Origin of the sequence: Marinomonas atlantica (genome assembly GCF_001639725.1) — a bacterium.
Lineage (GTDB): Bacteria > Pseudomonadota > Gammaproteobacteria > Pseudomonadales > Marinomonadaceae > Marinomonas > Marinomonas atlantica.
The window spans coordinates 74,329-98,875 of sequence record NZ_LTAW01000003.1; the positions used below are offsets into that span (position 1 = coordinate 74,329).

The 24,547-nt window shown below is 43.4% G+C and carries 21 protein-coding genes and 2 tRNA genes; 13 read left to right on the top strand and 10 right to left on the bottom strand.

All coding sequences use genetic code 11. The features are described from left to right. Window positions 1-49: 49 nt before the first annotated feature. Window positions 50-946 (bottom strand): dienelactone hydrolase family protein, encoded by an 897-nt coding sequence (locus AYW75_RS05490; protein WP_067096590.1) that lies wholly within the window; start codon window positions 944-946, stop codon window positions 50-52. A gap of 587 nt (window positions 947-1,533) precedes the next feature. Between AYW75_RS05490 and folE the strand changes: the two genes are divergently transcribed. After that, on the top strand, window positions 1,534-2,217 hold the full coding sequence (gene folE / locus AYW75_RS05495; protein WP_067096592.1) for a GTP cyclohydrolase I FolE: 684 nt from the start codon (window positions 1,534-1,536) through the stop codon (window positions 2,215-2,217). An 80-nt stretch (window positions 2,218-2,297) separates the two neighbouring features. On the opposite strand, the gene AYW75_RS05500 is transcribed toward folE, so the two are convergent. Continuing rightward, window positions 2,298-3,182, bottom strand: a complete 885-nt coding sequence (locus AYW75_RS05500) for a carboxylate/amino acid/amine transporter (RefSeq protein WP_067096595.1) — start codon at window positions 3,180-3,182, stop codon at window positions 2,298-2,300. 191 nt (window positions 3,183-3,373) lie between these two features. Here AYW75_RS05500 and AYW75_RS05505 point away from each other — a divergent pair. Both AYW75_RS05505 and AYW75_RS05510 read left to right on the top strand, forming a co-directional pair. Next, window positions 3,374-3,458, top strand: a tRNA-Leu gene (locus AYW75_RS05505). A gap of 164 nt (window positions 3,459-3,622) precedes the next feature. Beyond that, window positions 3,623-3,707, top strand: a tRNA-Leu gene (locus AYW75_RS05510). Between the two features lie 104 nt (window positions 3,708-3,811). Here the strand turns inward: AYW75_RS05510 and AYW75_RS05515 are convergent. Both AYW75_RS05515 and AYW75_RS05520 read right to left on the bottom strand, forming a co-directional pair. After that, a complete protein-coding gene (locus AYW75_RS05515) occupies window positions 3,812-5,050 on the bottom strand; it encodes an MFS transporter (protein ID WP_067096597.1) in 1,239 nt (412 codons plus the stop codon). A 113-nt stretch (window positions 5,051-5,163) separates the two neighbouring features. Next, entirely contained in the window at window positions 5,164-6,072 is a 909-nt protein-coding gene (locus tag AYW75_RS05520) for an AraC family transcriptional regulator (RefSeq protein WP_067096600.1), read from the bottom strand. A gap of 202 nt (window positions 6,073-6,274) precedes the next feature. Between AYW75_RS05520 and exaC the strand changes: the two genes are divergently transcribed. The 5 genes from exaC (at window position 6,275) to AYW75_RS05545 (ending at window position 12,105) form a co-directional block, all read left to right on the top strand. Then, the gene (exaC, locus tag AYW75_RS05525; RefSeq protein WP_067096602.1) at window positions 6,275-7,792 is read left to right on the top strand and encodes an acetaldehyde dehydrogenase ExaC; all 1,518 of its coding nucleotides are present in this window, start codon (window positions 6,275-6,277) and stop codon (window positions 7,790-7,792) included. Between the two features lie 366 nt (window positions 7,793-8,158). Then, window positions 8,159-9,727 (top strand): inorganic phosphate transporter, encoded by a 1,569-nt coding sequence (locus AYW75_RS05530; RefSeq protein ID WP_067096605.1) that lies wholly within the window; start codon window positions 8,159-8,161, stop codon window positions 9,725-9,727. Window positions 9,728-9,827: 100 nt separating this feature from the next. Next, the gene (locus AYW75_RS05535; protein WP_156490814.1) at window positions 9,828-10,526 is read left to right on the top strand and encodes a hypothetical protein; all 699 of its coding nucleotides are present in this window, start codon (window positions 9,828-9,830) and stop codon (window positions 10,524-10,526) included. A gap of 68 nt (window positions 10,527-10,594) precedes the next feature. Continuing rightward, window positions 10,595-11,383: a hypothetical protein gene (locus AYW75_RS05540; protein WP_067096613.1), complete on the top strand. Its 789-nt coding sequence runs from the start codon at window positions 10,595-10,597 to the stop codon at window positions 11,381-11,383. Window positions 11,384-11,484: 101 nt separating this feature from the next. Then, window positions 11,485-12,105 (top strand): LysE family translocator, encoded by a 621-nt coding sequence (locus AYW75_RS05545; protein WP_067096616.1) that lies wholly within the window; start codon window positions 11,485-11,487, stop codon window positions 12,103-12,105. On the opposite strand, the gene AYW75_RS05550 is transcribed toward AYW75_RS05545, so the two are convergent. The 3 genes from AYW75_RS05550 to AYW75_RS18765 all read right to left on the bottom strand — a co-directional run bounded on the left by AYW75_RS05550 (window position 12,102) and on the right by AYW75_RS18765 (window position 14,822). After that, window positions 12,102-14,027 (bottom strand): DNA topoisomerase III, encoded by a 1,926-nt coding sequence (locus tag AYW75_RS05550; protein ID WP_067096619.1) that lies wholly within the window; start codon window positions 14,025-14,027, stop codon window positions 12,102-12,104. The two genes, AYW75_RS05545 and AYW75_RS05550, sit on opposite strands and share 4 nt — an antisense overlap. 72 nt (window positions 14,028-14,099) lie before the next feature. After that, window positions 14,100-14,585 carry a universal stress protein gene (locus AYW75_RS05555; protein WP_067096623.1) on the bottom strand — a complete coding sequence of 162 codons (486 nt, stop codon included), beginning with the start codon at window positions 14,583-14,585 and terminating at the stop codon, window positions 14,100-14,102. A gap of 99 nt (window positions 14,586-14,684) precedes the next feature. Further along, the gene (locus tag AYW75_RS18765; RefSeq protein ID WP_156490815.1) at window positions 14,685-14,822 is read right to left on the bottom strand and encodes a hypothetical protein; all 138 of its coding nucleotides are present in this window, start codon (window positions 14,820-14,822) and stop codon (window positions 14,685-14,687) included. Between the two features lie 146 nt (window positions 14,823-14,968). On the opposite strand from AYW75_RS18765, the gene AYW75_RS05560 reads away from it, so the two are divergent. Further along, complete coding sequence (locus AYW75_RS05560) at window positions 14,969-15,589, top strand: FKBP-type peptidyl-prolyl cis-trans isomerase (protein WP_067096626.1); 621 nt, start codon at window positions 14,969-14,971, stop codon at window positions 15,587-15,589. 56 nt (window positions 15,590-15,645) lie between these two features. Here AYW75_RS05560 and AYW75_RS05565 read toward each other — a convergent pair whose 3' ends face one another. The 3 genes from AYW75_RS05565 to purB form a co-directional block, all read right to left on the bottom strand. Next, the gene (locus tag AYW75_RS05565) at window positions 15,646-16,062 is read right to left on the bottom strand and encodes a GNAT family N-acetyltransferase (RefSeq protein WP_067096629.1); all 417 of its coding nucleotides are present in this window, start codon (window positions 16,060-16,062) and stop codon (window positions 15,646-15,648) included. Between the two features lie 4 nt (window positions 16,063-16,066). After that, on the bottom strand, window positions 16,067-17,263 hold the full coding sequence (locus tag AYW75_RS05570) for a cupin domain-containing protein (RefSeq protein ID WP_067096632.1): 1,197 nt from the start codon (window positions 17,261-17,263) through the stop codon (window positions 16,067-16,069). Between the two features lie 76 nt (window positions 17,264-17,339). After that, window positions 17,340-18,713, bottom strand: coding sequence for an adenylosuccinate lyase (gene purB, locus AYW75_RS05575; protein WP_067096635.1), 1,374 nt, complete (start codon window positions 18,711-18,713; stop codon window positions 17,340-17,342). 192 nt (window positions 18,714-18,905) lie between these two features. On the opposite strand from purB, the gene AYW75_RS05580 reads away from it, so the two are divergent. The 4 genes from AYW75_RS05580 to dgcA all read left to right on the top strand — a co-directional run bounded on the left by AYW75_RS05580 (window position 18,906) and on the right by dgcA (window position 24,500). After that, window positions 18,906-20,507: a methyl-accepting chemotaxis protein gene (locus tag AYW75_RS05580; protein WP_067096638.1), complete on the top strand. Its 1,602-nt coding sequence runs from the start codon at window positions 18,906-18,908 to the stop codon at window positions 20,505-20,507. A gap of 207 nt (window positions 20,508-20,714) precedes the next feature. Further along, window positions 20,715-21,692, top strand: coding sequence for a dipeptidase (locus AYW75_RS05585; protein WP_067096641.1), 978 nt, complete (start codon window positions 20,715-20,717; stop codon window positions 21,690-21,692). A gap of 145 nt (window positions 21,693-21,837) precedes the next feature. Then, window positions 21,838-22,383, top strand: a complete 546-nt coding sequence (locus AYW75_RS05590) for a DUF5943 domain-containing protein (RefSeq protein ID WP_067096646.1) — start codon at window positions 21,838-21,840, stop codon at window positions 22,381-22,383. A gap of 53 nt (window positions 22,384-22,436) precedes the next feature. Next, window positions 22,437-24,500, top strand: a complete 2,064-nt coding sequence (dgcA, locus tag AYW75_RS05595; protein WP_067096650.1) for a dimethylglycine demethylation protein DgcA — start codon at window positions 22,437-22,439, stop codon at window positions 24,498-24,500. Window positions 24,501-24,547: the final 47 nt, after the last annotated feature.

The window sequence follows — 24,547 nt, forward strand, 5'->3', positions numbered from 1 at the left end:
ATAAACAAAGGCCTTTTAAGAGGCCTTTGTTATTTCTAGAAGAGGGTTATTAAGTTAGGTGAAGCTTGAAAAAGTCGACGGTACGCTGCCATGCTAACTCAGCGCTGTCTTTGTCGTACCGAGCAGTAGAATCATTGTGGAAACCATGGTTAACCCGTTCGTACATGTGTGCTTGATAATCGACTCCCATAGTTTTTAAAGCGCTTTCATAATTTGACCATGTAGCATTGACCCTTTGATCGAGTTCGGCGAAATGTAGCAAGAGAGGGCCTTTTAGATTTTGTAAATCAGTCGTTGGAGGTGTGCCGTAAAATGGGGCGGCGGCATCGATCATATTAGGCCAAGAGGCGGCTAATTGGTTGGAAACATACCCACCAAAGCAAAAACCAACAATACCAAGTTTATTGGTCGTGATGGAAGATGATTTCAGATACGTGGCCGCATCACTGAAATCCCCAAGAATCTTATCTCTGTCTAATGTCTTTTGCATTGCTCGACCTTCATCATCATTGCCTGGATACCCTCCCAGTGGAAATAGCGCGTCAGGTGAGAAGGCGACGAATCCGTCTTTAGCAAGGCGTCTAGCGACATCCTCAATGTAGGGATTTAGCCCCCTATTTTCATGGACTACAATGACGCCCGGGGCTGGATTGTCATTGCTTACTCCGGTGGGTGTTACTAGATAGCCGCGTGCTTTTCCATGACCATTGGGTGCATCAATTTCAACATAACGAGCTATAATCTCTGGATCGTTAAATGAAACTTGTTCTGCTAAAGCGTAATTGGGTAGTAAAGCAGCCGATACAGCAGATGCTGTAATTCCTGCTGCGCCTAGAGTAGATAAACGTCGAATAAAAGTACGCCGGTCGATGTAACCGTGAGCATACTCGTCATACCAATCAAATGCTGCTTGGGGGATATTTGGTAGCTGTTCTTGTGAATTCATAATTTGCTCCATTGCTAAGAGTAAGCTCAGGTTAAGGCCCTATATAAGTTAGACTATTTTATGAATAAACCTAAACTTGATTGTCTTATCAAGAAAAGCGACGCGATTGAGGTTAAACGAATTATACAATCGTAATAAGTGTGCGATTGCATGAATTTACTCATTAACACTGCAAAAAATGGCAGAGTCGAGTAAGGATGCTATGCAATTAATCGACTGTATGGCGGAAAATGGCAGCGATAAGCATATTGCGTACGCTGCTAGTAAAGCGGACCTCACTAATTTAAGTTTATCCTTCTCTCGCAAGCTGACAATCTGCGTGTAAAGTAGAGTGCAATTGCACCGTCTCTTTTCCTGTTTCAGGAGGGTGACAATAAGGAATATCAGCAGAAAGCATTAAAAAAATCGTTATTATGCCAAGAACCAGGTGAACAGGAAGGGGTTGCAGCGGTACAATACTTCCTAAGTAGTCGTTACATGACCGAGCGTACATTGGCTTTGGACGGAGGTCTTCATCTGGCTTAACTAAGCAAGCTACGACGCTCTAGGCATCATGAATCAACGAATTAGCGAGACAAGGTATTGATATGACAACTGCAGTGGCAGAAACCAATAAAGTTAGCACTATTGCGCTTTCCGAAGAAGCCAGTCGTGTTCGTGATGCGCTCATCAAGCATGGTCTTGAAACGCCGATGATTGATAATGGGTTTACAACAGAAGAAAAGTATCAGCGTATCAAATCTGCGTTTGAAGATGTTGTCTACACATTAGGCTTGGATCTAACGGATGACAGTCTATCAGAGACTCCACACCGTATCGCAAAAATGTATGTAAAAGAGATTTTCTCTGGGCTTGATTACAGCCAGTTTCCAAAAATCACTGTCATTGAAAACAAGATGAAAGTGGACGAGATGGTTAAAGTCAGTGATATCTCGTTTACCAGTACTTGCGAACATCATTTTGTCACCATTGATGGCTTAGCAAAAGTGGCGTATTTACCGAAGAACAAAATCATTGGGTTATCAAAGATCAATCGAATTGTGCGTTTCTTTGGCCAGCGACCACAAGTACAAGAGCGACTTACCCAGCAGGTTCTAGTGACCTTGCAAGCACTGCTTGAAACAGACAATGTGGCGGTAAGCATTAACGCAACGCATTATTGTGTCAAAGCGCGTGGTGTGATGGATGCCAGCTCATCGACTCAAACTACGGCCTTAGGCGGTTTGTTCAAACGTAGCGACAAAACGCGCAGTGAATTTCTAGCGAATTAAATTATTCGGTGCGCTCAGATTAAAAAAGGGAATCATTTGATTCCCTTTTTTAATGCATTGGGTAGATCTAAAAGTTTAGTTTACGCTTTTGTGGTGGTTAACTTCTTTTGTGCGTTTTGTTTGATAAACCACTCGTTGAGATAAAGTGCGAACAAAATGATACCGCCCCCAATGGCTAAGCGAACGATATCGGCATCACGATTCCAAAACAAAACGTTTACCAAGATTCCCGCAGGTATCAGTAGGTTGTTTGCAACTGCCAAGGCGCCGACGTTGACCAATGTGGCACCTTTATTCCAAGCGAAATAGCCTACTCCTGATGCGATCACACCCAGATATACTAAAATTCCCCATTGAAGGTTTGTAGTTGGCAGCTTTTCGATGTTACCGAGTAACAAGAAGCACGGTACAACGACAATAAATGCTCCAATAAAAAACCATCCAAACAGCGTTAATTGTGGAAGCTTTGTTTTGGTGCTCGCCATAAGACGTTTGTAGGCAACCTGACCTAAACCAAAACATAGGTTGGCGCCTTGTACGAGTAAGAAACCTTGGACAAAGCCTTCATCAATGCCTTGATAACGTATACTGATGGCTCCAGCGACCGCAACGACGGCGCTGATAACGTAAGTAGGGTGAAAGCGACGCTCAAGAATATCGTTTATCAAAGCGATATAAATAGGTGTCATTACTGTAAACAGAAGCACCTCTGGCACCGAAAGATACAAGAATGATTGATAATACAGGCCATACATTACACCTAGCTGGCAGGCACCTATGGCCATAAGTTTTAAGGCCAGAGGCTTAGGGGTCTGGCGAAGCTTAATGAAAGGCAAAAACACGAGCATGGCAAGTGTGATGCGCATTAAAACAGAAAACCAAGCATCTACTTGCCCCGCAAGATAAACACCGATTAGGCTGAATGAAAACGCCCATAGGCCAGTCATGACCAATAAAATCCACATAACAGAACTCTCCAAAATTGACGCGGGCATTATAAAGACGACATATAAAATTGTCAGTAAACTTATTAATTACATTTGGTTTACTAGTGTGTTGCGTGTGATCTATTTGGTTGTTTGACGCTTAGAGGGTAAACAACCAAATAAAAAGCTTGACCTGTATAAGCGTTTCTCTATAATACGCCACATTCCTTGCGGGAGTGGTGGAATTGGTAGACACGCTGGATTTAGGTTCCAGTGCTTCACGGCGTGAGAGTTCGAGTCTCTCCTTCCGCACCAAATTTAAAAAAGCCGATCTAAATAGATCGGCTTTTTTATTGCCTAAAATAAATGCTTGATACATAAAGCATTTTTTTATATTAAGTCGAGTTACTCTTTTCTATAAAAGCGCTAAAAAATACTTGACCTTAAAATGCGTATCCCTATAATACGCCTCATTCCTTGCGGGAGTGGTGGAATTGGTAGACACGCTGGATTTAGGTTCCAGTGCTTCACGGCGTGAGAGTTCGAGTCTCTCCTTCCGCACCAAATTTTAAAAAGCCGATCTATTTAGATCGGCTTTTTTTTGTCTGAAATTTATAGTCACCCTTACATGTTACGCCTAATTTAGTTAATGTGCCGATATATTACCTCTATGTTGGATTTGTCGGTTCATTATCGTTCTCTAGAGAGTTCCGATGGAAAAGGCTGGGAAATAAGTACACCCATAAACCGACAACTGCAATCGTGCCAAAGCCTCCAACCACAATGGCTGGTACGGTCCCAAATAACGCCGCCGTTGCGCCCGATTCAAATTCCCCAAGCTGATTTGAGCTGCCAATGAAGATTGAATTGGCGGCACTGACTCGTCCTCGCATATCATCCGGTGTTTCCAATTGAACTAAGGTTGAGCGAATGACGACGCTGATCATATCTGAGGCGCCTAATACAAACAGTGCCGACATTGATAGAAGTAAATGTTCTGATAACCCAAATACAATGGTAGCTAAGCCAAATAGGGCGATGGCGGCATACATGATTTTTCCAACACTGTGGGTTAAAGGGTATCGAGCCAAATAGACAGACATTAATAGTGCGCCCACTGCTGGCGCACAGCGCAATAAGCCAAGCCCCCAAGGGCCCGTCTGCAAAATGTCTTTTGCGACAATGGGGAGCAAGGCTGTTGCGCCGCCCAATAACACCGCAAACATGTCCAGAGATACGGATCCAAGAATCAGTTTGTTATTTTTAATATAGCGTAACCCACCAAATAAATGATGCAGGTTCACGGGCTGTTTTTCTTTGGATACATAGTTGTAATGTAAGAAAAACAAAATACAGCAAGACACTAAAAAACAAGCCATGCTAGTAAAATAGAGTGCAGGTGCGCCTAAAAGATAGATAAAGCCCCCTAAGGCTGGTCCTGCAATCACGGATATTTCGCGGGCTGAAGCGATAGCGCTTACGGCTTTAGAAAGCAGTTCTGGGGGGACAAGGTTAGGTAAAATGGCTTGCCCTGCAGGCATTTCAAAAGCACGCGCAGTGCCTAGCATAACCGCGCAGGTATAGATCATGTTTGGTGATATTGTGTCCGATATGTTTCCGTAGGCCAAAATGCCAACGGTTGCTGCCATGGCTAAACGAGTACAAACACAGATAAGACGGCGGTTATATCGATCCGCTATATGTCCAACCACAAGCGTCAGCATAAGCTGTGGTAAAAATTGAAACAGCCCGACTAAACCAAGTGCCATCGCACTACCGGTTAAATCGTAGACTTGCCAGCCAATGCCGACAGCAAGCATTTGAAATGCGAAAGAAGAGGCGATTTGCCCAGTCCAAAAATGTACAAAATTAGGCTGGCTGAGCAGCGAATCAGATAAGGATGGCATGGAGATCCCTTATATCACCATAAACAGTAGTATGAAGTGAATAGTATCAACTAACGTCAGGGAAAACGAAGGGAGCTTTTGGATACTCCCTTATAATCACTATAAAAGAGGGGCTAGTGTTGGAGGTTGAGTTGACTCAGGATTTGGCGTGGGGATACACCGAAATGTTGATGAAATCGACGACTGAAGTGGCTCAAGCTTTGATAGCCTAGCTCCATACTGACCTCTGTTACAGAGCGTTTCTGTTTTAAAAACTCTAAGGCAATGCTCATGCGCCGTTGATGCTGATATTCGTTAGGCGTGCATCCAAGGTGTCGCTTGAATTCTTGGTAAAAGCGGCTCCGGCTCATACAGGAAAGCTTACTTAACTGATCAATATCCAACGGCATGGCTAAGTTTGATTCAATAAAGCTTAATGCATTTGTTAAGCCGTTCGCATCGGGCATTAGTTTAGTGAATTGAAGTAAGGCTTCACGGCCATGATGACGCAAAATACGAGTGACCAGTTCACTGACTCCTAAATCTACCAACAAATCGCGATCAGGGTCATTTTGTACAAAATCGCTTACTAGGCGATCCAGTACCTGTTGCGTGCCTTGTGTGTGTAGTGCGTGCAGTGGTTTATTTGGATCGATTAGCGACAATCCATTCATGTTAGTCACATCATTCATGCGGTCGCATATTTGTGCAATGCGTTCTTGAGATATTTCAACGGTTAAGCAGGTTGTGGGTCGATCTAGTGACGCTTCCGGAAAATCGATAAAGACCTCTTCTTTCGGAGCAAGAATAAAAGACTCATGTGGTAAGAAGGGAATGTTCTCTTCACTTTTGGTATGCATTACTTTGGCGCCAGTGACCATGCCGCAATAGAGAAGTGAATCTGATTTCAAGCTAACTCGCTCTGCTTGTTCATAAGTGTCATATATGCTGAGTTCGGCGTGCGGGCCAGCAAAACAAACTCGATTTTCTACAAGCTTTGTGGGCTGTCGAAGTGCCTCAAGGCTCGCTATTTGATGAGTCATACACACCTCATTAATTATTGTTTGATGGTGGTGCTGAGTAAATGTTGTTTAATGATTAACCTAAATTATAGAGTACGGTCAACTTTTATGGACTGCTAGACAAGTTTTTTAGACTGTCAGGCAAGAAACTTCCTAACCATAGGTCTACATTGATTACATAGTAATTCACTTACTGAAAACAACAATAATCGGAGTAAACAGTATGATCTATGCAAAACCAGGTTCTGAAGGCAGCGTTGTTAGCTTTAATGAGCAGTATGAAAATTTTATTGGTGGCGAATGGGTAGCCCCCGTAAAAGGTGAGTACTTTGACAACGTCAGCCCTGTTGATGGTAAACCATTCTGTCGTATTCCTCGATCTACCGAAGAAGATATTAACCTTGCACTTGATGCAGCGCATGCTGCAAAAGAGGCTTGGGGTAAAACATCGGTTCAAGCGCGTTCATTAGTGCTGTTAAAAATCGCTGATCGCATTGAAGCAAATTTAGAAGTTTTGGCAGTCGCAGACACTTGGGATAATGGGAAGTCAGTCCGAGAAACCTTAGCTGCAGACGTGCCACTTGCTGCGGATCACTTCCGTTATTTTGCTGGCTCTATTCGTGCTCAAGAAGGCTCCATCGGTGAAATCGACGAAAACACAGTTGCCTATCATTTTCACGAACCATTAGGTGTTGTGGGGCAGATTATCCCGTGGAATTTCCCATTGCTTATGGCTGCATGGAAATTAGCTCCAGCGCTCGCTGCAGGTAACTGTGTGGTGCTAAAACCTGCCGAACAAACACCTGCTTCTATCTTAGTATTAGCTGAATTGATTAGTGACTTGTTACCCGCTGGCGTGCTCAACATAGTCAACGGCTACGGCGCAGAGGCCGGACAAGCACTGGCAACCAGTACACGCATCGCCAAAATTGCATTCACTGGCTCTACCCCAGTTGGCTCGCATATCCTAAAATGTGCCGCTGAAAACATCATACCATCCACTGTTGAGTTAGGCGGTAAATCACCAAATGTTTACTTCAGCGACATTATGGATGCCGAAGACGAGTTTGTTAGCAAATGTGTTGAAGGGGCCGTATTGGCATTCTTCAATCAAGGTGAAGTCTGTACCTGTCCGTCGCGTCTTTTGATTCAAGAAGATATGTACGATGATTTTATTAAGCTTGTCATTGATCGAATTGAAAAGATTCAACGTGGTAATCCACTAGATACTGACACCATGGTTGGTGCTCAAGCGTCACAAGAGCAGTTTGAAAAGATCTTAAGCTACCTAAAAATCGGCCGCGATGAGGGGGCTGAGGTACTTGTTGGTGGTGATCAAGAAGTGGTTGATGGTTTCAATGATGGGTTTTACATTAAGCCAACACTATTGAAAGGCACCAACGACATGCGTGTCTTCCAGGAAGAAATTTTCGGTCCTGTTGTATCTGTGACTACTTTCAAAGATGAAGCTGAAGCACTAGCAATAGCCAACGATACTGAATTTGGTCTGGGGGCTGGTGTGTGGACGCGAGATACCAATCGCGCTTATCGCATGGGGCGTGGTATTCAGTCTGGGCGAGTGTGGATGAACTGTTATCACCAGTATCCAGCACACGCTGCGTTTGGCGGATACAAAAAATCTGGTGTCGGCCGTGAAAACCACAAAATGATGCTTGATCATTATCAACAAACTAAGAACATGTTAGTAAGCTACGATATCAACCCTATGGGCTTCTTTTAAGCCCTAGTCATTTTTTACCCTGAGAATTGGCCCCCCCAATTCTAACTTTTTAGCCCCTGATGGGGCTTTTTTTTGTCTGAATTTAATAAAATATTTAGATTAATGTTGGCTGTAACATTGTTGTCATATTAAAGTCATATAAATGCAATCGAAATGAAATGTACGCCAAAAAAACTCTTACTTAAGTCATGATTCAGGGCCTATTGGGTTTTTATAAAAATGATCTAAGTGTAGAATGGCGCGCGTTTCAGTTTAATGAATTTTGACGGATTAATTTGAAAGGCTGGTTTAGGTCCTCTAGGAAAAGAGCGGCTAGGTGATTATTTACCAACCAGCGTCGTTTAATTTTTTAAGAAGTATCTTTTTATGGATCTTACAGATTACGGCACAAGCTCAAAGACTACCCGTGGCGGTGATATCGTTCGGATTTTAATCGCCTTAGCGTTCGTTGTTTTGTCTGGCTACTATGCGTATACGCATGGAGAAGGCATTTCAAACATATCTATCTTAGCCATTGCATCCGCTTTTGGCGCTTATATGGCGTTAAATATAGGTGCCAATGACGTAGCAAATAACGTTGGCCCTGCCGTAGGATCTAAAGCTCTGTCTATGGCGGGTGCAATTCTTATCGCTGCGATATTTGAAGCAGCGGGTGCAATTATTGCAGGTGGTAGCGTTGTTGGAACCATTAAAAAAGGCATTATTAACCCTAATGCAATTGCAGATGTAGAAACATTTATCTGGGTTATGATGGCCGCTTTATTGGCCGGCGCGATTTGGCTGAATTTAGCCACCTATTTAGGTGCACCAGTGTCAACGACTCACTCTATTGTGGGTGGTGTAATGGGAGCAGGTATTGCCGCAGGTGGCTGGGATATCGCTAACTGGGACAAAGTAAGCGCGATCGTTGCTAGCTGGGTTATTTCACCTGCCTTGGGTGGCATTATCGCTGCGTCTTTCTTGATCTATATTAAACGATCCGTCATGTATAAGAGTGACAGGATAGAAGCGGCTAAAAAAGTCGTGCCACTTTTGGTTGCTCTGATGGTATGGGCGTTTTCAACATACCTAGCAATGAAAGGTCTTAAGAAGATTTGGAAGCTGGATATTATTACGGCTTTATTGATTGGCTTAGGTTTGGCGTTAACCGTCTACTTTATTGTTCGCCCTGTAGTCGACCGTGCAGCGAATGCGCTTAAGAATGACAAAGATGCGGTTAATAGCTTATTTACTATTCCACTTATTGTTTCTGCAGCTTTGTTGAGTTTTGCTCATGGTGCCAACGATGTAGCGAATGCGATTGGGCCATTGGCTGCAATCAATGATGCACTTATGAATGGTGGTGTTTCAACTAAAGCGTCTATCCCTTTATGGGTTATGTTGACGGGTGGTATAGGTATAGCGATTGGTTTAGCTTTGTTTGGGCCTAAGTTAATTCGTACCGTAGGCTCTGAAATTACCGAGCTGGATAAGACTCGAGCTTTCTGTGTGGCAATGGCTGCAGCAATTACGGTAATTATCGCTTCTCAGCTTGGCTTACCAGTGAGCTCTACGCACATTGCGGTAGGTGGTATCTTTGGTGTTGGCTTCTTGCGCGAATATTTGAAGCTTTCTTACGAGAAAAAATTAGCTCAAATAGAGAAACACTCGACTAGCTCTGGCCTTGGTGAAGATGAAACGCATGCATTCGTTGAGCGATTTAAGTTGGCGGATGTGGCGGAAAAGCGTGCGATTTTACGTGAGGTCAAGTCTCTTCGTAGCGCAGCGCCAATCTCACGTGATGAGCGTAAGAGTCTTAAGAAAGCAACTAAGAAAGAGTTAGTAAAGCGCTCTGCACTGATACGTATTGCTGCAGCATGGGTTATCACCGTTCCTGCTTCAGGGATACTATCAGCAATTATTTTCTATGCGTTGCTAGGCTTCTCAGTCGCGTAAACCTCACCTTAGTTTTGAATCATTTAAAAACCGATCATGCATAATGGTCGGTTTTTTTATATGCTTAGGTTTAGGCTTTTCTAATTTTCGTGGTGAACCCGTGTCTGGTAGCTTTATTGTAACAACCATAATTATCGTGACAGTGGTATTGCTATTAGCGATACTGATTATATCACTGTTGAAATTCTACAAAGAGCGCCAAGAAAGGCAGCAACAAGAGTTAGAACAGCTCAGTAAACGTAGCTATCGTGTTGCCCATTTATTGAATGTGTTGCCTGACCGCTACTTGCCTCTAACAACCAAAGTCGTCTTGTTGGAATACTTAATTTCAAGTATTCACTTACTTGGCCGACACAAACTAGTAGCGGATTTAGAAAGTGCACTTCCAGGCTATCTGCAACTTTTGGAAGAACTCAAACTAGATCAGCAGGCGTCTATTAATGACAAAGTACAGACACATGTTCAGTTATCCCAAGTCCAACAAGGTTTACAGGATGTCCCGTTATTATTGAGGGGCTTGGTCAGTAATAACCTAGTTGATAAAGCAACGGCAAAAGATCAAGTGACACAGGTTCGTTTTTCGTACTGCTTAGCGCATCATGATTTGCTTGTGAAAGAGGCTCAAGCAAGTTTGGATCTAGATAAAAAAGCCAGTGCGCTTGAAAAACTTCGTTTGGCATTGGCTGAAATGGAAAAAGTAGCGACATTTGAGCAAGCGGAACCCGTACTTAAAAAACTGCAAAGTACAATACAGAGCATTGAAACGGAACTATTTGGAAATAATCCTAGAGCCAGTTAAGTCCTTTTGTTATAAGGGAATATTGGTTGAAAAAACAATAACGTATTAGCGCTTCGGAAAACGAAATTATGACAGCAATTATCGTAACGCTTCTGTTGATGGTCATTGGAGGCTTTATTGCGTTTGCCATATATCTACAATTTAAAGAACAGGCAAGAATTGAGCGGTTGCGCAAAGCAGCGTTGTTAAACAACCAGTTGCGCCAAGTGCGCCGTTATTTAGATGAGTTGCCTGCGCAGTATCAGCCAAAAGATATGCGTTTGTGGTTGTATGCTCGTATGATTGCTATCTGTGACGAGCTTTTAGCTGTACAGCCCGATGAGCCGTTATCTCGAAGACGTCGTTTTCTGCATGAAGAAATGCAACAGTTTCAAGAAAGTAAAGAAAAGCGTCGTGCGAAGCCTGTTGTTGATGAAATTCAAATAATGGAATTGAAGCGACTATTTGAATCATTTCATGGTTATTTGCTGACAGCAAAAACGGCTAAGCAAATAGATGAAGACAGCTTTGCTCGATATGATGAGTTACTTCACTGGTTTCGCTATAAAATCAATGCGGATCATCATTCTTACTTAGCTCGGCAATTTTTTCTAACGCACAAAATGGAAGATGCGATCACTGAATATAGTGAAGCTATTAATCAGCTAAAACCTGTTGAAGAAAAGCCGGAAGCGATTGAATTAATCACCAAATTCCAAGACATTATTCAAGAGATTCAAGATGATTTAGCTCTTCAGCAACGTGAAGCTGAAATGGAGGCTGAAGCACTGGAAGACAGCAAGGCGGAAGAGGGACTGGATGATGAATGGCAAAAATTTATGGAAGAAGGGGAGTTTGAACGTAAGAAGCATTTCTAAAAGTAGATTGCTTTCCAATTATTTCCACTGCTCCAATATTGCCAACTTGCATAGCTTCTGGCAGTTTAAGCTCAATTAGTCAATTTGTTCGGTATGCTGCAATGAATTTCGCTCTTTTATCGGTATTTATTCCAACCTTTTTCTTCGTTTCTATCACTCCCGGTATGTGTATGACACTTGCTATGACGCTGGGAATGACTATTGGTGTTAAGCGATCTTTATGGATGATGGTGGGAGAGTTGGTCGGAGTTGGCTTGGTCGCCACTTTATCGGCTTTTGGTGTAGCAGCCCTTTTGCTAAATTATCCAACGGTTTTTATTATTTTTAAATATCTTGGCGGAGCTTATTTAGCCTACATTGGTATTTTAATGTGGTTGTCACGTGGAAAAATGGCGATCAAAGCTGATGATGAGCATAGGCGCCCCGCCAGCGCATTTGAATTGATGTCTCAAGGTTTTGTAACCGCTATTGCTAATCCTAAGGGTTGGGCGTTCTTTGTGGCTTTGCTACCACCTTTTTTGGTTCCCGGACAGCCGTTGGTACAACAACTAGTTAGTCTTATCGCAATTATCCTTACCTTAGAATTTGCATGCCTACTGATTTACGCATCTGGAGGTCGCACAATGCGTACTCTCTTAATGAAGAGTGGTAATGTGCGAATAATGAATCGTATCGCAGGAACGTTGATGGTCAGCGTCGGAGTATGGCTGGCATTTGGCTAGGTTGTGGGGTTCGCTTTATTAGGGCGTTTACTCTTACGAGTGTAGGTGCGTTTCTTTTTAGGTGCGCTGCTTGTTTTGGGTAATGAGGAAAATTGGCTCATAGAGCCTTGTCGGGCGCTGTGTATTAGATTACGTAGCGCTTGATCCAGTTCATGCATGAAGGTTTGGTAGCTCTGCTTGTTCTGACTAATGTCATTTAACATGGACTCCCATTTAGCTGTCATATCAGGTACAGTTGTGCTGTTCGGTAATGCCCCAATTAAAGCTCGTCCGGTTGGCGTCGCATGTATTTGCTTCCCCTGACGGGTTAGAAAGCTCCGTTTAAAAAGTAGTTCTAAAATACCCGCTCGCGTTGCTTCTGTTCCGAGTCCGTCTGTTTCTTTCAAGATTGCTTTGATCTCTTTATCGCTGACAAAGCGGCTGATCCCAGTCATTGCTGCAAGCAGTGTTGCATCGGTGAAAGCCTCTGGTGGAACGGTTTCCTTGTCGAGGACTTCGCCTCTTTGACAATGAACTTGTTGCCCCACGGTTAGTATCGGCAATTCGGTATCTTCCTTTTTAGATTGAGGCATTAGGCTTTTCCAGCCTAACTCTGTAACAGTAATGCCTTGGGTTACAAAGTTTCCACCTTCAATTTCAATTAGAATTTTAGTCGCTAAATATTTGTAAACGGGCATAAATTGGATAAGATATTGACGCGCGATCAGTTCAAAGACTTTCTTCTCATCATGGTTTAGTTTGCTAAATGAGCCTGTTTGGGAGGTGGGGATGATAGCGTGATGGGCGCCTACTTGTTTGTCATTCCAGGCTTTACTACGTGTAGTGGGGTTCGCTTCTTGTGCTGCTGTAGAGAAGGGAAGAGCTAACGTCTTTAACTGACCAATAATTGTCTTCGCTTGCTTGAATTGTTCGGTCGGTAAATAGCGACAGTCTGAGCGCGGGTAAGTAATCATTTGATGTCGTTCATAAAGTGTTTGGCAGACATCTAAAACTTTTTGAGCGCTCATAGAAAAAGCTTTTGCAGCATCAATCTGTAAAGCAGATAAATTATAGGGGAGCGGTGCGGACTGTTGCTTCGGTTTTTTATCGTATTGTTTTACGTGCCCTTGTTTGTTGCTGATTCGTTTGGCGACATTTTCGGCCAATGGGCGACTCAAAACTCGCCTCTCTTCGTCTTGATAAGGAGCACAGGCTTCACTGGGCTGCCATTTTGCTTGGAAAGGGAGTGTGTTTGTTTCTAAGTGAGCAATGACTTGGAAAAATGCTTTTGAGACAAAATTCTCACGCTCTTTGTCTCGTTGTACGACAAGTCCTAAAACAGGGGTTTGTACCCGGCCAACAGATAGCACCCCATTGTAGCCTGCTTGACGGCCTTTCACCGTATAGGCTCGAGTTAGGTTAATCCCGTATAGCCAATCGGCTCGAGAACGGGCTAAAGCGGAACGTGAGAGCGCAGCAAATTCTTGGTTGGGTCGCAATGTATTTAAGGCTTTTTTAACTGCGGTGACAGTTAAATCGTTAATCAGTAGGCGCTGAGTTTGTTCAAGCTTTCGCTTCGGCACTTTAGCGAAGTGTAAAACTTCATCTACCAGTAGCTGACCTTCACGGTCTGGGTCGCCAGCATGTACAATTTGCTTGGCTTCTTTTATTAGCTTTTTAACAACAGATAGCTGTTTCTTGGTGTTGCTTTTTGCTTTCCATTGCCACTCGTCAGGCACTATTGGTAGGTGGTCTAGGTTCCACTGTTTATAATGTGGACCATAATCATGTGGTTCGGCGAGTTCTAGTAAATGACCTATGCACCAAGTGACGCAGTCCCCATTGGGAAGCAGAATATAGCCTTCATGCTTTTTTTGTGGAGTAGGTAAGGCGCTCGCAATCGCTCTTGCAAGACTGGGTTTTTCAGCAATATAGAGAATCATGGACACACAAATTTGTATATTTATGGTTATTTATACAGTACTTTGTGTGCCCAAGTCTATTAAGAGTGTTTTCTAATTGATGATTGGTACCACCATGACAGGTACACGGCTGTGATGAACTACTTTATTCGCCGTTGAACCGATAACCATTTGACCAATGCGGCTATGTGTACGGCTATTCATGATGATTAAATCAGCACCTACTTTTTCGGCTGTTGCTTCAATGACTTCTGCCGGTATGCCGTGTGCCAACTCAAGCCTAGGGAAGGCTGGTAGTTGTTTCATTTCTTCTGCATGAGCTTCCATGAACTGACCTAAATACGTTTGCATTCGTTCCAATGTAGAGCGGTCAGCCTCTTCGCGCATTTCTTTAATGGTTATATCAGAGATATAGTTGTTGATCATATTAGCTGCTTGAGCGCTAACTGGTTCAATGGCATGCATAAGAACGATTTCTGCTTGATTAGCAATTGCCATATTCAAAGCCATCTCCATAGCTTGGTTGGTTTTAGGCTCTAAGTCACAAGCAAATAGAATCGTACGGATTTTCTGTAACATCACTTTTCTCCTCATCAGGATGATTACTTATTTTAATCCTTCCATATTAAGGGGGAGTGACGCAAATCAAATTTGTGCTGCCTAAAGTGGCTTGCTTGTCTAGCTTGTACTGTCTTGGTATCCGTCAAACATAAATCCAAAGGCCACAATAGTTAAAATAGCGCCAACAAATAGGAAAGTGCTCCATTTTTGTTGAGATTCTGTTGGAGCTAACATAATAGCAACTAAGTTTTTCATGACTTTAGTCCTATGATTATTTCTTGTAAATGATATTCGATATCATTTATCCTGTCTATAACTTGTTTCTTTGTCGGTAGTCGGCAATGCTAATTGGTTGTGTTATCCTTTGCGCGAATTTTTAACGACACTAAAGAGATAACATCATGTCTGAACTGTCTTTTGACACAAATGAAGCGAAAATTGCTTACGGAATCGGTCGTCAGATCGGTGATCAACTTCGTGGTAGTGATTTAGGAGAGCTTTCTCTAGATCATCTATTTGCTGCGATTAAAGATGCTTTAAATGACCAGCCAATGGCTGTTCCTGCTGAGCAACTAGAAGCAGCATTTGCTGAGCTTCAAGCGAGCATGGAAGAAAAATCAAAAGCAGCAGCAGCTGAAACAGTAGCGGCAGGTGAAGCCTTCCTTGACGAGAACAAAGCGCGTGATGGTGTTCAGGTAACGGATTCTGGTCTTCAGTATGAAGTTTTAGAAGAGGGTACAGGTAACCAACCAGTTGCGTCTTCTACTGTTCGTGTACATTACGAAGGTCGCTTGGTCGATGGGCAGGTGTTCGATAGCTCAATCCAGCGCGGTGAGCCAATTGAATTCCCATTAGCTGGCGTCATTGCTGGTTGGACGGAAGGTCTTCAGCTTATGAAAGAAGGTGCTAAATACCGTTTCGCTATTCCTGCTGAACTTGGCTATGGTGCGCAAGGCGCGGGTGCGGTTATTCCACCTCACGCTACATTAGTATTTGATGTTGAGCTAATCGCCATCATCTAACAATGATAAAAATAGGAGCTTTTAGCTCCTATTTTTTTATGCGTTGTTAAGCAGAATTAGAGTGCTCGAACCATTTTGACGTGTGGTTTTCCTGCTTCCATGAATATTCGCCCATCCGTTTCAAATCCATGTGCATGGTAAAATGTCTGAACATCCACCATGGCATGTAAATAGAGGTCTTTAAGGTTCATTTCACGTGCAACTTGCAACGCTTTTCTAAGCAGTAAAGTGCCATTACCCTGCTGGCGATAGTTAGGTAGTACCGCGAGTCGACCAATTTGCCCGTCTTCTGTTAAGCGGCATACACCAATGGGGACCGCAGTTGTGCCAAATGCCACAAAATGCACTGCGTCAGTATCTTGTTCATCCCATTCATCCTGTTCATCCACGCCAAGTTCTAAAATAAAAACCTGACGACGAACAAACATAAGCTGAGCTTTACTGCTGTTCCAGTCTGACGTTAAAACTTTCATGTTTTTATGCGTCCTCGTCTTCGTGCGGCAATGCAATGATTACTTGATGTTGAAGTATAAACCTCAATGTATCCGGTAATTGAGCATGTTGCTCAATTTTTAGTCCACTGAAATCAAATTCTTCTTGATCGCAAATGGCTTGAATAAAAGGTACAAGTTCTACGTCGACAACAATAGAATTGCCATTGCAGAATAAAGAGCATGATTGCTTATCTTCAGATAGAAAATAGCAGATCCGAGCATCGCCAGGGCGAATGAAAGTATCGCCATTTAGTGCCTGTTGGTAAGTTTCAGATAGTTCTTCGTCATTTAATTGTACGCTGTATTCTGGATATTTTAACTCACTCATGGATTCAGCTAACCAGCTAGCTAAAAGCTCTGGTGAATCAATCAACTCATGGAGTTTTTGCTTTAAATGTTCAATGTCACTTGCTTGAATCTCGGCATGGTGATCGCGTTCCAATGGCTCAGGAGCAGAGAAACGATTCTTTTCATTTACTTCTTCACAAAGCTTGTCGGTAATGCCTTGTAAGGCTGCTTGAGTGGAGGGCGCACGAAAGCCAACAGAAAACGTCATACATTCATTGTCTAAGGCGCGGCCGTTGTGAGCAAAGTTGGGTGGGAGATATAAAATATCACCCGCTTCGAGTTCATAGTCTTGAGTCGAGTCAGGAGTGAAATTATCTAAAATGTGAAGCTGAGAGTTTTGTAAGGCGCTGTCTTGGTATTGCTCTGGTGACAGAACTTGCCAACGGCGTTTACCGGCCATTTGCACTAAAAATACGTCATATTGATCGTAGTGAGGCCCAACACTGCCTCCTTCAGTTGCATAGCTTACCATTATGTCATCGACCCGCCAGCTCGGTAAGAAGTTGAACCGTTCTCTTAATGCCTGAACTTCAGGGACCCAATGGTCGACGGCTTGTACTAAAAGTGTCCATTCTTTTTCTGGTAGGGAGGTAAAATCTTCTTCCTCGAATGGGCCTTGTAGAAGCTGCCAAGGTGTTTCACCGTGTTCAATAACAATACGCGACTCTACTTCTTCTTCCATGGCAAGGCCGGCAAGCTCATCGGCACTAATCGGTAGCTCTAAGTCTTTCGCACCACCACGAATTAATAGAGGTCTCTTTTGCCAAAAGTCTTGGTAAAAGGTTTTGGCGCTGATGCCTGCGAGTATACTTATTGGCGTATCGATATTCATATGGATTCTCATCAAAAAAAAAGAGCCGTCGTGTGAGCGGCTCTTTGTATATAAGAAAAACAGTTATTGGCCGAGATTAGTCGCGGATAGCTTTCGCCTGAGCAACAGCATTACCAATGTAGTTTGAAGGTGTTAGGGCTTTTAGCTCTTCTTTCGCTTGCTCTGGTAGCTCAAGCTTATCAACGAACTCTTGCATGATTTCTTGGTTGATTGTACGACCACGAGTAAGTTCTTTTAGTTTCTCGTAAGGTGCTTCAATACCGAAACGACGCATAACTGTTTGAATAGGCTCTGCTAACACTTCCCAAGACGAATTAAGATCTTCATCAAGACGCGCTGCATTGATTTCAAGCTTGTTGATACCTTTTAAAGAAGCTTGGTAAGCAATAAGACTGTGGCCTAAACCAACACCAAGATTACGGAGAACAGTTGAGTCTGTTAGGTCGCGCTGCCAGCGAGAGATAGGCAGTTTAGCACTTAGGTGGCCCATGATGGCATTCGCAATACCTAGGTTGCCCTCCGAGTTTTCAAAGTCGATAGGGTTAACTTTATGAGGCATAGTAGAAGAGCCAATTTCGCCAGCGATGGTTTTTTGCTTGAAGTAGCCAAGAGAAATATAACCCCAAACGTCACGATCGAAGTCGATCAAGATTGTATTGAAGCGACAGATCGCATCGTATAGCTCAGCAATGTAATCGTGCGGCTCGATTTGAGTCGTGTATGGGTTCCACGTTAAACCTAGGGACGTTACAAATTTTTCCGCGTGTGCTTGCCAGTCTACTTGAGGGTACGCAGAAAGGTGAGCATTGTAGTTACCTACGGCACCGTTGATTTTACCAAGGAATTCAACTGCTTCTACTTGCTTGATTTGGCGTCGAAGACGAGCAGCAACGTTTGCCATTTCTTTACCAACAGTGCTTGGCGAAGCTGTTTGGCCGTGTGTGCGGGACAGGATAGATTGATCTGCATGTTCGATCGCAAGCGCTTCAATAGAAGAAAGCACCGACTTCATCTCAGGAAGGATAGCTTCAGCCAATGCTTCGTTTAGCATCAATGCATGTGACAAGTTGTTGATGTCTTCAGAAGTACATGCAAAGTGAACGAATTCAGAAACAGCAGCCAGCTCGGCGTTATCTGCAATCTTATCTTTAATGAAATACTCAACCGCTTTAACATCGTGGTTAGTCGTTTTCTCGATATCTTTGATGGATTGAGCATCGGCTTCAGAAAAGTTAGCCGCTAAATCGTCAAGGATAGCGTTTGCTTCAGCGCTTAGCGCTGGCACTTCCACAATTTCAGAATGAGCAGCAAGTGCTTGTAGCCAACGAACTTCTACGATTACACGCATACGTAGTAAGCCGTATTCGCTTACAGAGCGACGCAAAGCATTGGTTTTTGAGCCATAACGCCCGTCGATCGGAGAAATCGCATTTAAGCTGGTTAATTGCATTGAGTTAACGCCTCGAACATGGTTTTCAGGGAGATACCATTATAAGGGAAAGGCTACGTCGGTGCTACGTTAACGATTTGTAAATCAGTCAACGACGGAGACAAATAAATACATTAAAGTTTTTTATATTTAGCATTAGATTTTTTAATATGTTCAGTTCGGCTATTGAAGCTTATTTGCGAAGGGGTTTTTATGACCATCAACCGTCTTTACGGAATTGTAATAGTTAGCGTGATTTTTATTTTAAGTGGGCTCTATGTGGTCACGGAGTATGGCTTAAAGCAAAATCAAGATTCTATAAGAGAAGAGGTTAAGCTAGCTCATGCGATGTCTTCTATGAAGGATGCTCGTTACTACACGGTTCAAGTGCAACAGTTTTTAACGGACATGGGGGCTACACGTGGCAACGATGCTTTGCCTGAAGCGCAACAAAGCCTTCAAGACGCCAAGAAGAGTCTAGGTAAACTAAAAGGCTATCTTCCAGAATATACAAATCAGGTAAGCGAATTGACAGTTCAGCTAGATGCGTTATACGACTCTGGTTACAAAATGGCATTGGCGTACATAAATGATGGCACTGAGGCAGGTAATGCACTTATGAAAGGTGATGGGGGGTTAGATGACGCTTCGATCGAGCTTTCTAACTCACTAAATGAGGTTGCAGAAGATATTTCACAGCGCTTAGAGGCTATGTCTCAACTATCAATTTACAATATTGATCATACGGAGCAGGTTGCTCTGATTAGTAGCTTAGTTTCTGCTGTATTAACTGTTTGTGCTTTGCTCTATTTAAGGCGCAAAACCTTGCCTGGCATAAAAACATTAGAGGAATCTTTGCGTGATATCGCCCAAGGTGCTCGTGATCTTACTGTGCGCTTAGAAGAGAAAGGTAATGATGAGCTGGCTGATGTATCAAAAAGTTTCAATGTTTTTATTATGAGCCTAAACCAACTTGTTGGTGCTGTTCAGAAGCAATCTCAAGAATTGTCTGCCGTCGGTGGACAGATGTTAGTAGCTTCCGAGCGAACGAGTTATGGTATGGAGGAACTGCAAAATGAAACGCTCGGAATCGCTGGGGCGATCGAGGAAATGCAGGGCACTATTAGGTATGTTGCTGAAGGTGCAGATGAGACTGCGAACGCTGCAAAAGAGTCTGACTCTTTTGCCCGAGAGGTGTCAGGAATTGTTAATGGTAATGCAGCGTCCATCACCAAACTATCCGAAGGCGTTCAAGAGGCTGCACGGGCTTTACAGGCATTAGAGAGCCAAACAGCAGATGTTGGTAGTATTCTAGATGTTATACGTGACATTGCTGACCAAACAAACTTGTTAGCTTTAAATGCTGCGATTGAGGCGGCAAGAGCGGGTGAACAAGGGCGCGGCTTTGCGGTTGTGGCTGATGAGGTTAGAACTCTGGCTCAACGCACCCAAGAATCAACTGAGCAAATTCAACAGATGATAACTAAGTTGCAAAGTGGTGCACATGATGCTGTCGTCGTTATGGATAATAGCAAACAACAAGCAGAAGAAACTGTTATCAAGTCAAACGAAGCGTCTGACGCACTTGTTAAAATCTCTAACTCCATTAGTAATATGTCAGCCAAAGCAACGGAGATCGCCGCAGCAATGGAGCAGCAAGCGGCTTCAGCGGAAACAATTGATGGGCGTATTCGTATGATTCGCGATGAGGCAGCGACCACAAGTGTTAATGCGACTCAGACAAATCAGGCGAGTAAGAGGGTTCAGCAGCAAGCCTCAGAATTAAGTGATTTAGTGTCATCCTATCGCGTTTAAGTATATTTCTACTATCCTTTCTAAGGGCGCAGCCATGCGCCCTTTATTTATACCATTCCTGTTTGGCTTGCGTCGTAGTCTAGGTCGGTTTTGGTACCGCTAAAGTCGCTTACAGCCACTAATAGTTTTAGGGTAAGTCATAAACTGACCCAATCGGAAGACATAGCTTCCACTTGATCCTATATTCAATATAGAAGGAAAAGAACGATGAATGCAGCAGAATTACATGATAAGGCTATTGTGATCGATGGCTTGATTTGTGCGAATTGGAATCGCGAGTTATTTGAAGACATGGCCAAAGGTAAACTGACTGCGGCAAACTTTACAATGTCGTTCTGGGAAAACTTTGAAGGCGCTGTGCAAAACATCGCTGACATGAACAAGATGATCGATGAAAACAACGATCTACTTATGAAAATTCGTACAACTAAAGACATTCATCGTGCCAAAGCAGAAGGTAAAACTGGTGTCATGATGGGCTTTCAAAACGCACATCCTTACGAAGATCAAATCGGTTATGTGCAAATATTGAAAGACCTTGGGGTTGGTATTACACAGATGTGTTACAACACGCAAAACTTAGTGGGTACCGGTTGTTACGAACGTGATGGTGGTCTGTCTGGCTTTGGCCGCGAAATTGTTGCAGAGATGAACCGCGTAGGTGTTTTATGTGACCTTTCTCACGTTGGCCCTAATACCGCAAAAGAAGTGATTCTTGAGTCTAAAAAACCAGTTGCATACTCTCACTGTCTACCATCAGGTCTTAAAGAGCATCCTCGCAACCGCTCTGATGAAGAGCTGAAGTTTATTGCTGACAACGGTGGTTTTGTTGGTGTAACAATGTTTACGCCATTCCTACGTGCTGGTGTTAATGCCACGATTGATGACTATGTTGAAGCAATTCAATATGTTTACAACATCGTTGGTGAAGATGCGATCGGTATTGGCACTGACTTCACTCAAGGTCATGGCGAAGATTTCTTTGAGTACCTAACGCATGATAAAGGTTATGCTCGTCGCCTGACACGTTTTGGTGAGATCATTAATCCGAAAGGTATCCGTACAGTGGGTGAATTCCCTAACTTAACGGAAGCGCTTCTTCGTCATGGTTTTACGGAAACTCAAGTGTTGAAGATTATGGGTGAAAACTGGGTAAACCTACTTGCTGAAGTCTGGGGCGAGTAAATTTTTTACGTATATGCCGAAAAACGGCTTATAGCGATCAAAGGAAGTCGATAACTGCAAAGTTCATCGACTTCAATTTTGTTTTAATAGAATTTTAGGGGTCGCGATGCGATTCCAGCTTACAATAAGAGTTGAGGTGTAAGAAATGGGTGTACATGCTCCAGAAATGCCAATCGAAGTAAATGATGAAACCGGTGTATGGACAACAGATGCGTTGCCAATGCTTTACGTTCCACGTCACTTCTTTGTAAACAACCATATGGGTATCGAAGATGAAATCGGCGCAGAGCGTTACGCAGAAATTCTTTACAAGGCTGGCTACAAATCAGCTTATTTCTGGTGTGAACAAGAAGCTGAGTGTCACGGTCTGTCTGGTGCTGATGTTTGGCACCACTATTTAAAGCGTTTATCTCAGCGCGGTTGGGGCTACTTCATTACTGAAGAGCTAGATATTGAAAAAGGTACGGCTAAAGTACGTCTAGAAAATTCGGCTTTTGTTTACCACTACGAAAAAATTCACGGTAAGAAAGTTAATCGTAAAATCGATTACATGTTTACTGGTTGGTTTGCAGGGGCACTTGATCAAATCGCGGAAGCGCAAGGTCTTTCTGTTCGTACTAAAGCAGATCAAACGCAATGTGCAGCCGAAGAAGGTTGTGATGTGGGTTACTTCGAAGTAACACCGCTTTAAATATTATTACTATTAATTGTCAGTCTATCGTTTAAAAAAGGCGGGGTTCCACTATGTCCCAGTTTGATGCGCTGTTTCAGCCACTGAATATCAATAAATTAACCATTCGTAACCGTATTGTCAGTACGGCTCACGCAGAGGTTTATGCAACCGACGGTGGTATGACTACCGATCGCTATGTCAAGTACTACGAAGAAAAAGCGAAAGGCGGTTGTGGCTTGTGTATCTGTGGTGGATCAAGTGTTGTATCCATTGACAGCCCACAAAGCTGGTGGAGCTCTGTCAATTTATCGACAGATCGTATTATTCCTCATTTCCAAAATCTTGCTGATGCAGTGCACAAGCACGGCGGTAAGATCATGATCCAGATTTCTCACATGGGACGTCGTTCACGTTGGGACGGTGAAAACTGGCCTAACCTAATGTCGCCTTCTGGTATTCGTGAGCCCGTTCACCGCGCAACTTGTAAAACGATCGAGCCAGAAGAAATTTGGCGCGTCATCGGTGACTTCGCACAAGCGGCTCGTCGTGCGAAAGAGGGTGGCCTTGACGGTGTGGAGCTGTCTGCGGTACACCAGCACATGGTTGACCAATTCTGGTCTCCTCGTGTAAATAAACGTACTGACGAATGGGGTGGTTCATTCGAAGGTCGTATGAAATTTGGTCTTGAGGTTGCTAAAGCGGTTCGTGCTGAAGTAGGCCCAGACTTTGTTGTAGGTATGCGTATCACAGGTGACGAGTTCCATCCTGATGGTCTCAACCACGACGACATGAAACAAATTGCTAAGTACTACGACGACACAGGTCTAATTGACTACTTTGGCGTTGTAGGTTCTGGTTGTGATACACACAACACATTAGCGAACGTAATTCCAAACATGAGCTACCCACCAGAGCCATTCCTACATTTGGCAGCTGGTATTAAAGAAGTAGTAAGTGTTCCTGTTATTCACGCACAAAACATAAAAGATCCAAACCAAGCGAAACGTATCGTTGAAGCGGGTTACGTTGACTTTGTTGGTATGACGCGTGCGCATATCGCTGACCCACACTTGATCGCGAAAATTAAAAACGACCAAGTTGACCAAATTCGTCAGTGTGTTGGTGCAAACTACTGTATTGACCGTCAGTACCAAGGTCTTGACGTGCTATGTATCCAAAATGCGGCAACGTCTCGTGAGTACATGGGGCTTCCTCATATTATCGAGAAGACTGAAGGGCCAATTCGCAACGTCGTCGTTGTTGGTGGTGGTCCTGGTGGTATGGAATCTGCACGTGTTGCAGCCGAACGTGGCCACAAAGTTACGCTATTAGAGCGTGCTGATGAGCTAGGTGGTCAGATTACGATCGCATCTAAAGCGCCTCAGCGTGATCAAATTGCAGGTATCACTCGTTGGTTGGTCATGGAACTTGATCGCCTCGGTGTTGATGTTCGTACGGGTGTAACAGCCGATGCTCAGATGATTCGTGATCTGAAACCTGATGTCTGTGTTATGGCAACGGGTGGTCGTCCATACATGGATCAAAACCCAGCATGGGGTGTTGAGGAAGGTCTTGTCGTTTCAAGCTGGGATATTCTAACTGGTAAAGTTGAGCCAGGTAAAAATGTTCTAATCTACGACACAATCTGTGAATTCTCAGGTTTGTCAGCGGCTGACTATCTGGCATCTAAAGGTTCATTGGTTGAAATCGTAACGGACGATATCAAACCTGGTGTTGGTATCGGTGGTACAACGTTCCCAACTTACTACCGTTCTCTATACGAGAAAGAAGTGGTAATGACATCTGACTACCTACTTGAAAAAGTTTACCGTGAAGGTGATAACCTAGTAGCAGTACTAGAAAATGAGTACACAGGTCAGCATGAAGAGCGTGTTGTAGACCAAGTAGTTATTGAAAACGGCACTCGTCCAAACGAAGAGCTTTACTACGAGCTGAAAGAAGAGTCTCGTAACAAAGGTCAGCTTGATGTTGAGGCAATGTTTGACATCAAACCACAGCCTGTACTTTCTGAAAGTGGCGATGGCATGATCTTGTGGCGTTTAGGTGATTGCGTATCTCAACGTAATACTCACGCTGCAATGTACGATGCTCTTCGTCTATGTAAAGATCTATAATCGTTTAGCCATTCAAAACTAAACCAACAAAACCGAACCCAAGAGGC

Coding starts and splice junctions, on each gene's coding strand:
- AYW75_RS05540 (WP_067096613.1), top strand. CDS start 10,595: ATGACAGCAATTATCGTAACGCTTCTGTTGATGGTCATTGGAGGCTTT.
- AYW75_RS05565 (WP_067096629.1), bottom strand. CDS start 16,062: ATGAAAGTTTTAACGTCAGACTGGAACAGCAGTAAAGCTCAGCTTATG.
- AYW75_RS05590 (WP_067096646.1), top strand. CDS start 21,838: ATGGGTGTACATGCTCCAGAAATGCCAATCGAAGTAAATGATGAAACC.
- AYW75_RS05500 (WP_067096595.1), bottom strand. CDS start 3,182: ATGTGGATTTTATTGGTCATGACTGGCCTATGGGCGTTTTCATTCAGC.
- AYW75_RS05585 (WP_067096641.1), top strand. CDS start 20,715: ATGAATGCAGCAGAATTACATGATAAGGCTATTGTGATCGATGGCTTG.
- AYW75_RS05490 (WP_067096590.1), bottom strand. CDS start 946: ATGAATTCACAAGAACAGCTACCAAATATCCCCCAAGCAGCATTTGAT.
- AYW75_RS05550 (WP_067096619.1), bottom strand. CDS start 14,027: ATGATTCTCTATATTGCTGAAAAACCCAGTCTTGCAAGAGCGATTGCG.
- AYW75_RS05530 (WP_067096605.1), top strand. CDS start 8,159: ATGGATCTTACAGATTACGGCACAAGCTCAAAGACTACCCGTGGCGGT.
- AYW75_RS18765 (WP_156490815.1), bottom strand. CDS start 14,822: ATGAAAAACTTAGTTGCTATTATGTTAGCTCCAACAGAATCTCAACAA.
- AYW75_RS05570 (WP_067096632.1), bottom strand. CDS start 17,263: ATGAATATCGATACGCCAATAAGTATACTCGCAGGCATCAGCGCCAAA.
- folE (WP_067096592.1), top strand. CDS start 1,534: ATGACAACTGCAGTGGCAGAAACCAATAAAGTTAGCACTATTGCGCTT.
- purB (WP_067096635.1), bottom strand. CDS start 18,713: ATGCAATTAACCAGCTTAAATGCGATTTCTCCGATCGACGGGCGTTAT.
- AYW75_RS05560 (WP_067096626.1), top strand. CDS start 14,969: ATGTCTGAACTGTCTTTTGACACAAATGAAGCGAAAATTGCTTACGGA.
- AYW75_RS05515 (WP_067096597.1), bottom strand. CDS start 5,050: ATGCCATCCTTATCTGATTCGCTGCTCAGCCAGCCTAATTTTGTACAT.
- AYW75_RS05555 (WP_067096623.1), bottom strand. CDS start 14,585: ATGTTACAGAAAATCCGTACGATTCTATTTGCTTGTGACTTAGAGCCT.
- AYW75_RS05520 (WP_067096600.1), bottom strand. CDS start 6,072: ATGACTCATCAAATAGCGAGCCTTGAGGCACTTCGACAGCCCACAAAG.
- dgcA (WP_067096650.1), top strand. CDS start 22,437: ATGTCCCAGTTTGATGCGCTGTTTCAGCCACTGAATATCAATAAATTA.
- exaC (WP_067096602.1), top strand. CDS start 6,275: ATGATCTATGCAAAACCAGGTTCTGAAGGCAGCGTTGTTAGCTTTAAT.
- AYW75_RS05580 (WP_067096638.1), top strand. CDS start 18,906: ATGACCATCAACCGTCTTTACGGAATTGTAATAGTTAGCGTGATTTTT.
- AYW75_RS05545 (WP_067096616.1), top strand. CDS start 11,485: ATGAATTTCGCTCTTTTATCGGTATTTATTCCAACCTTTTTCTTCGTT.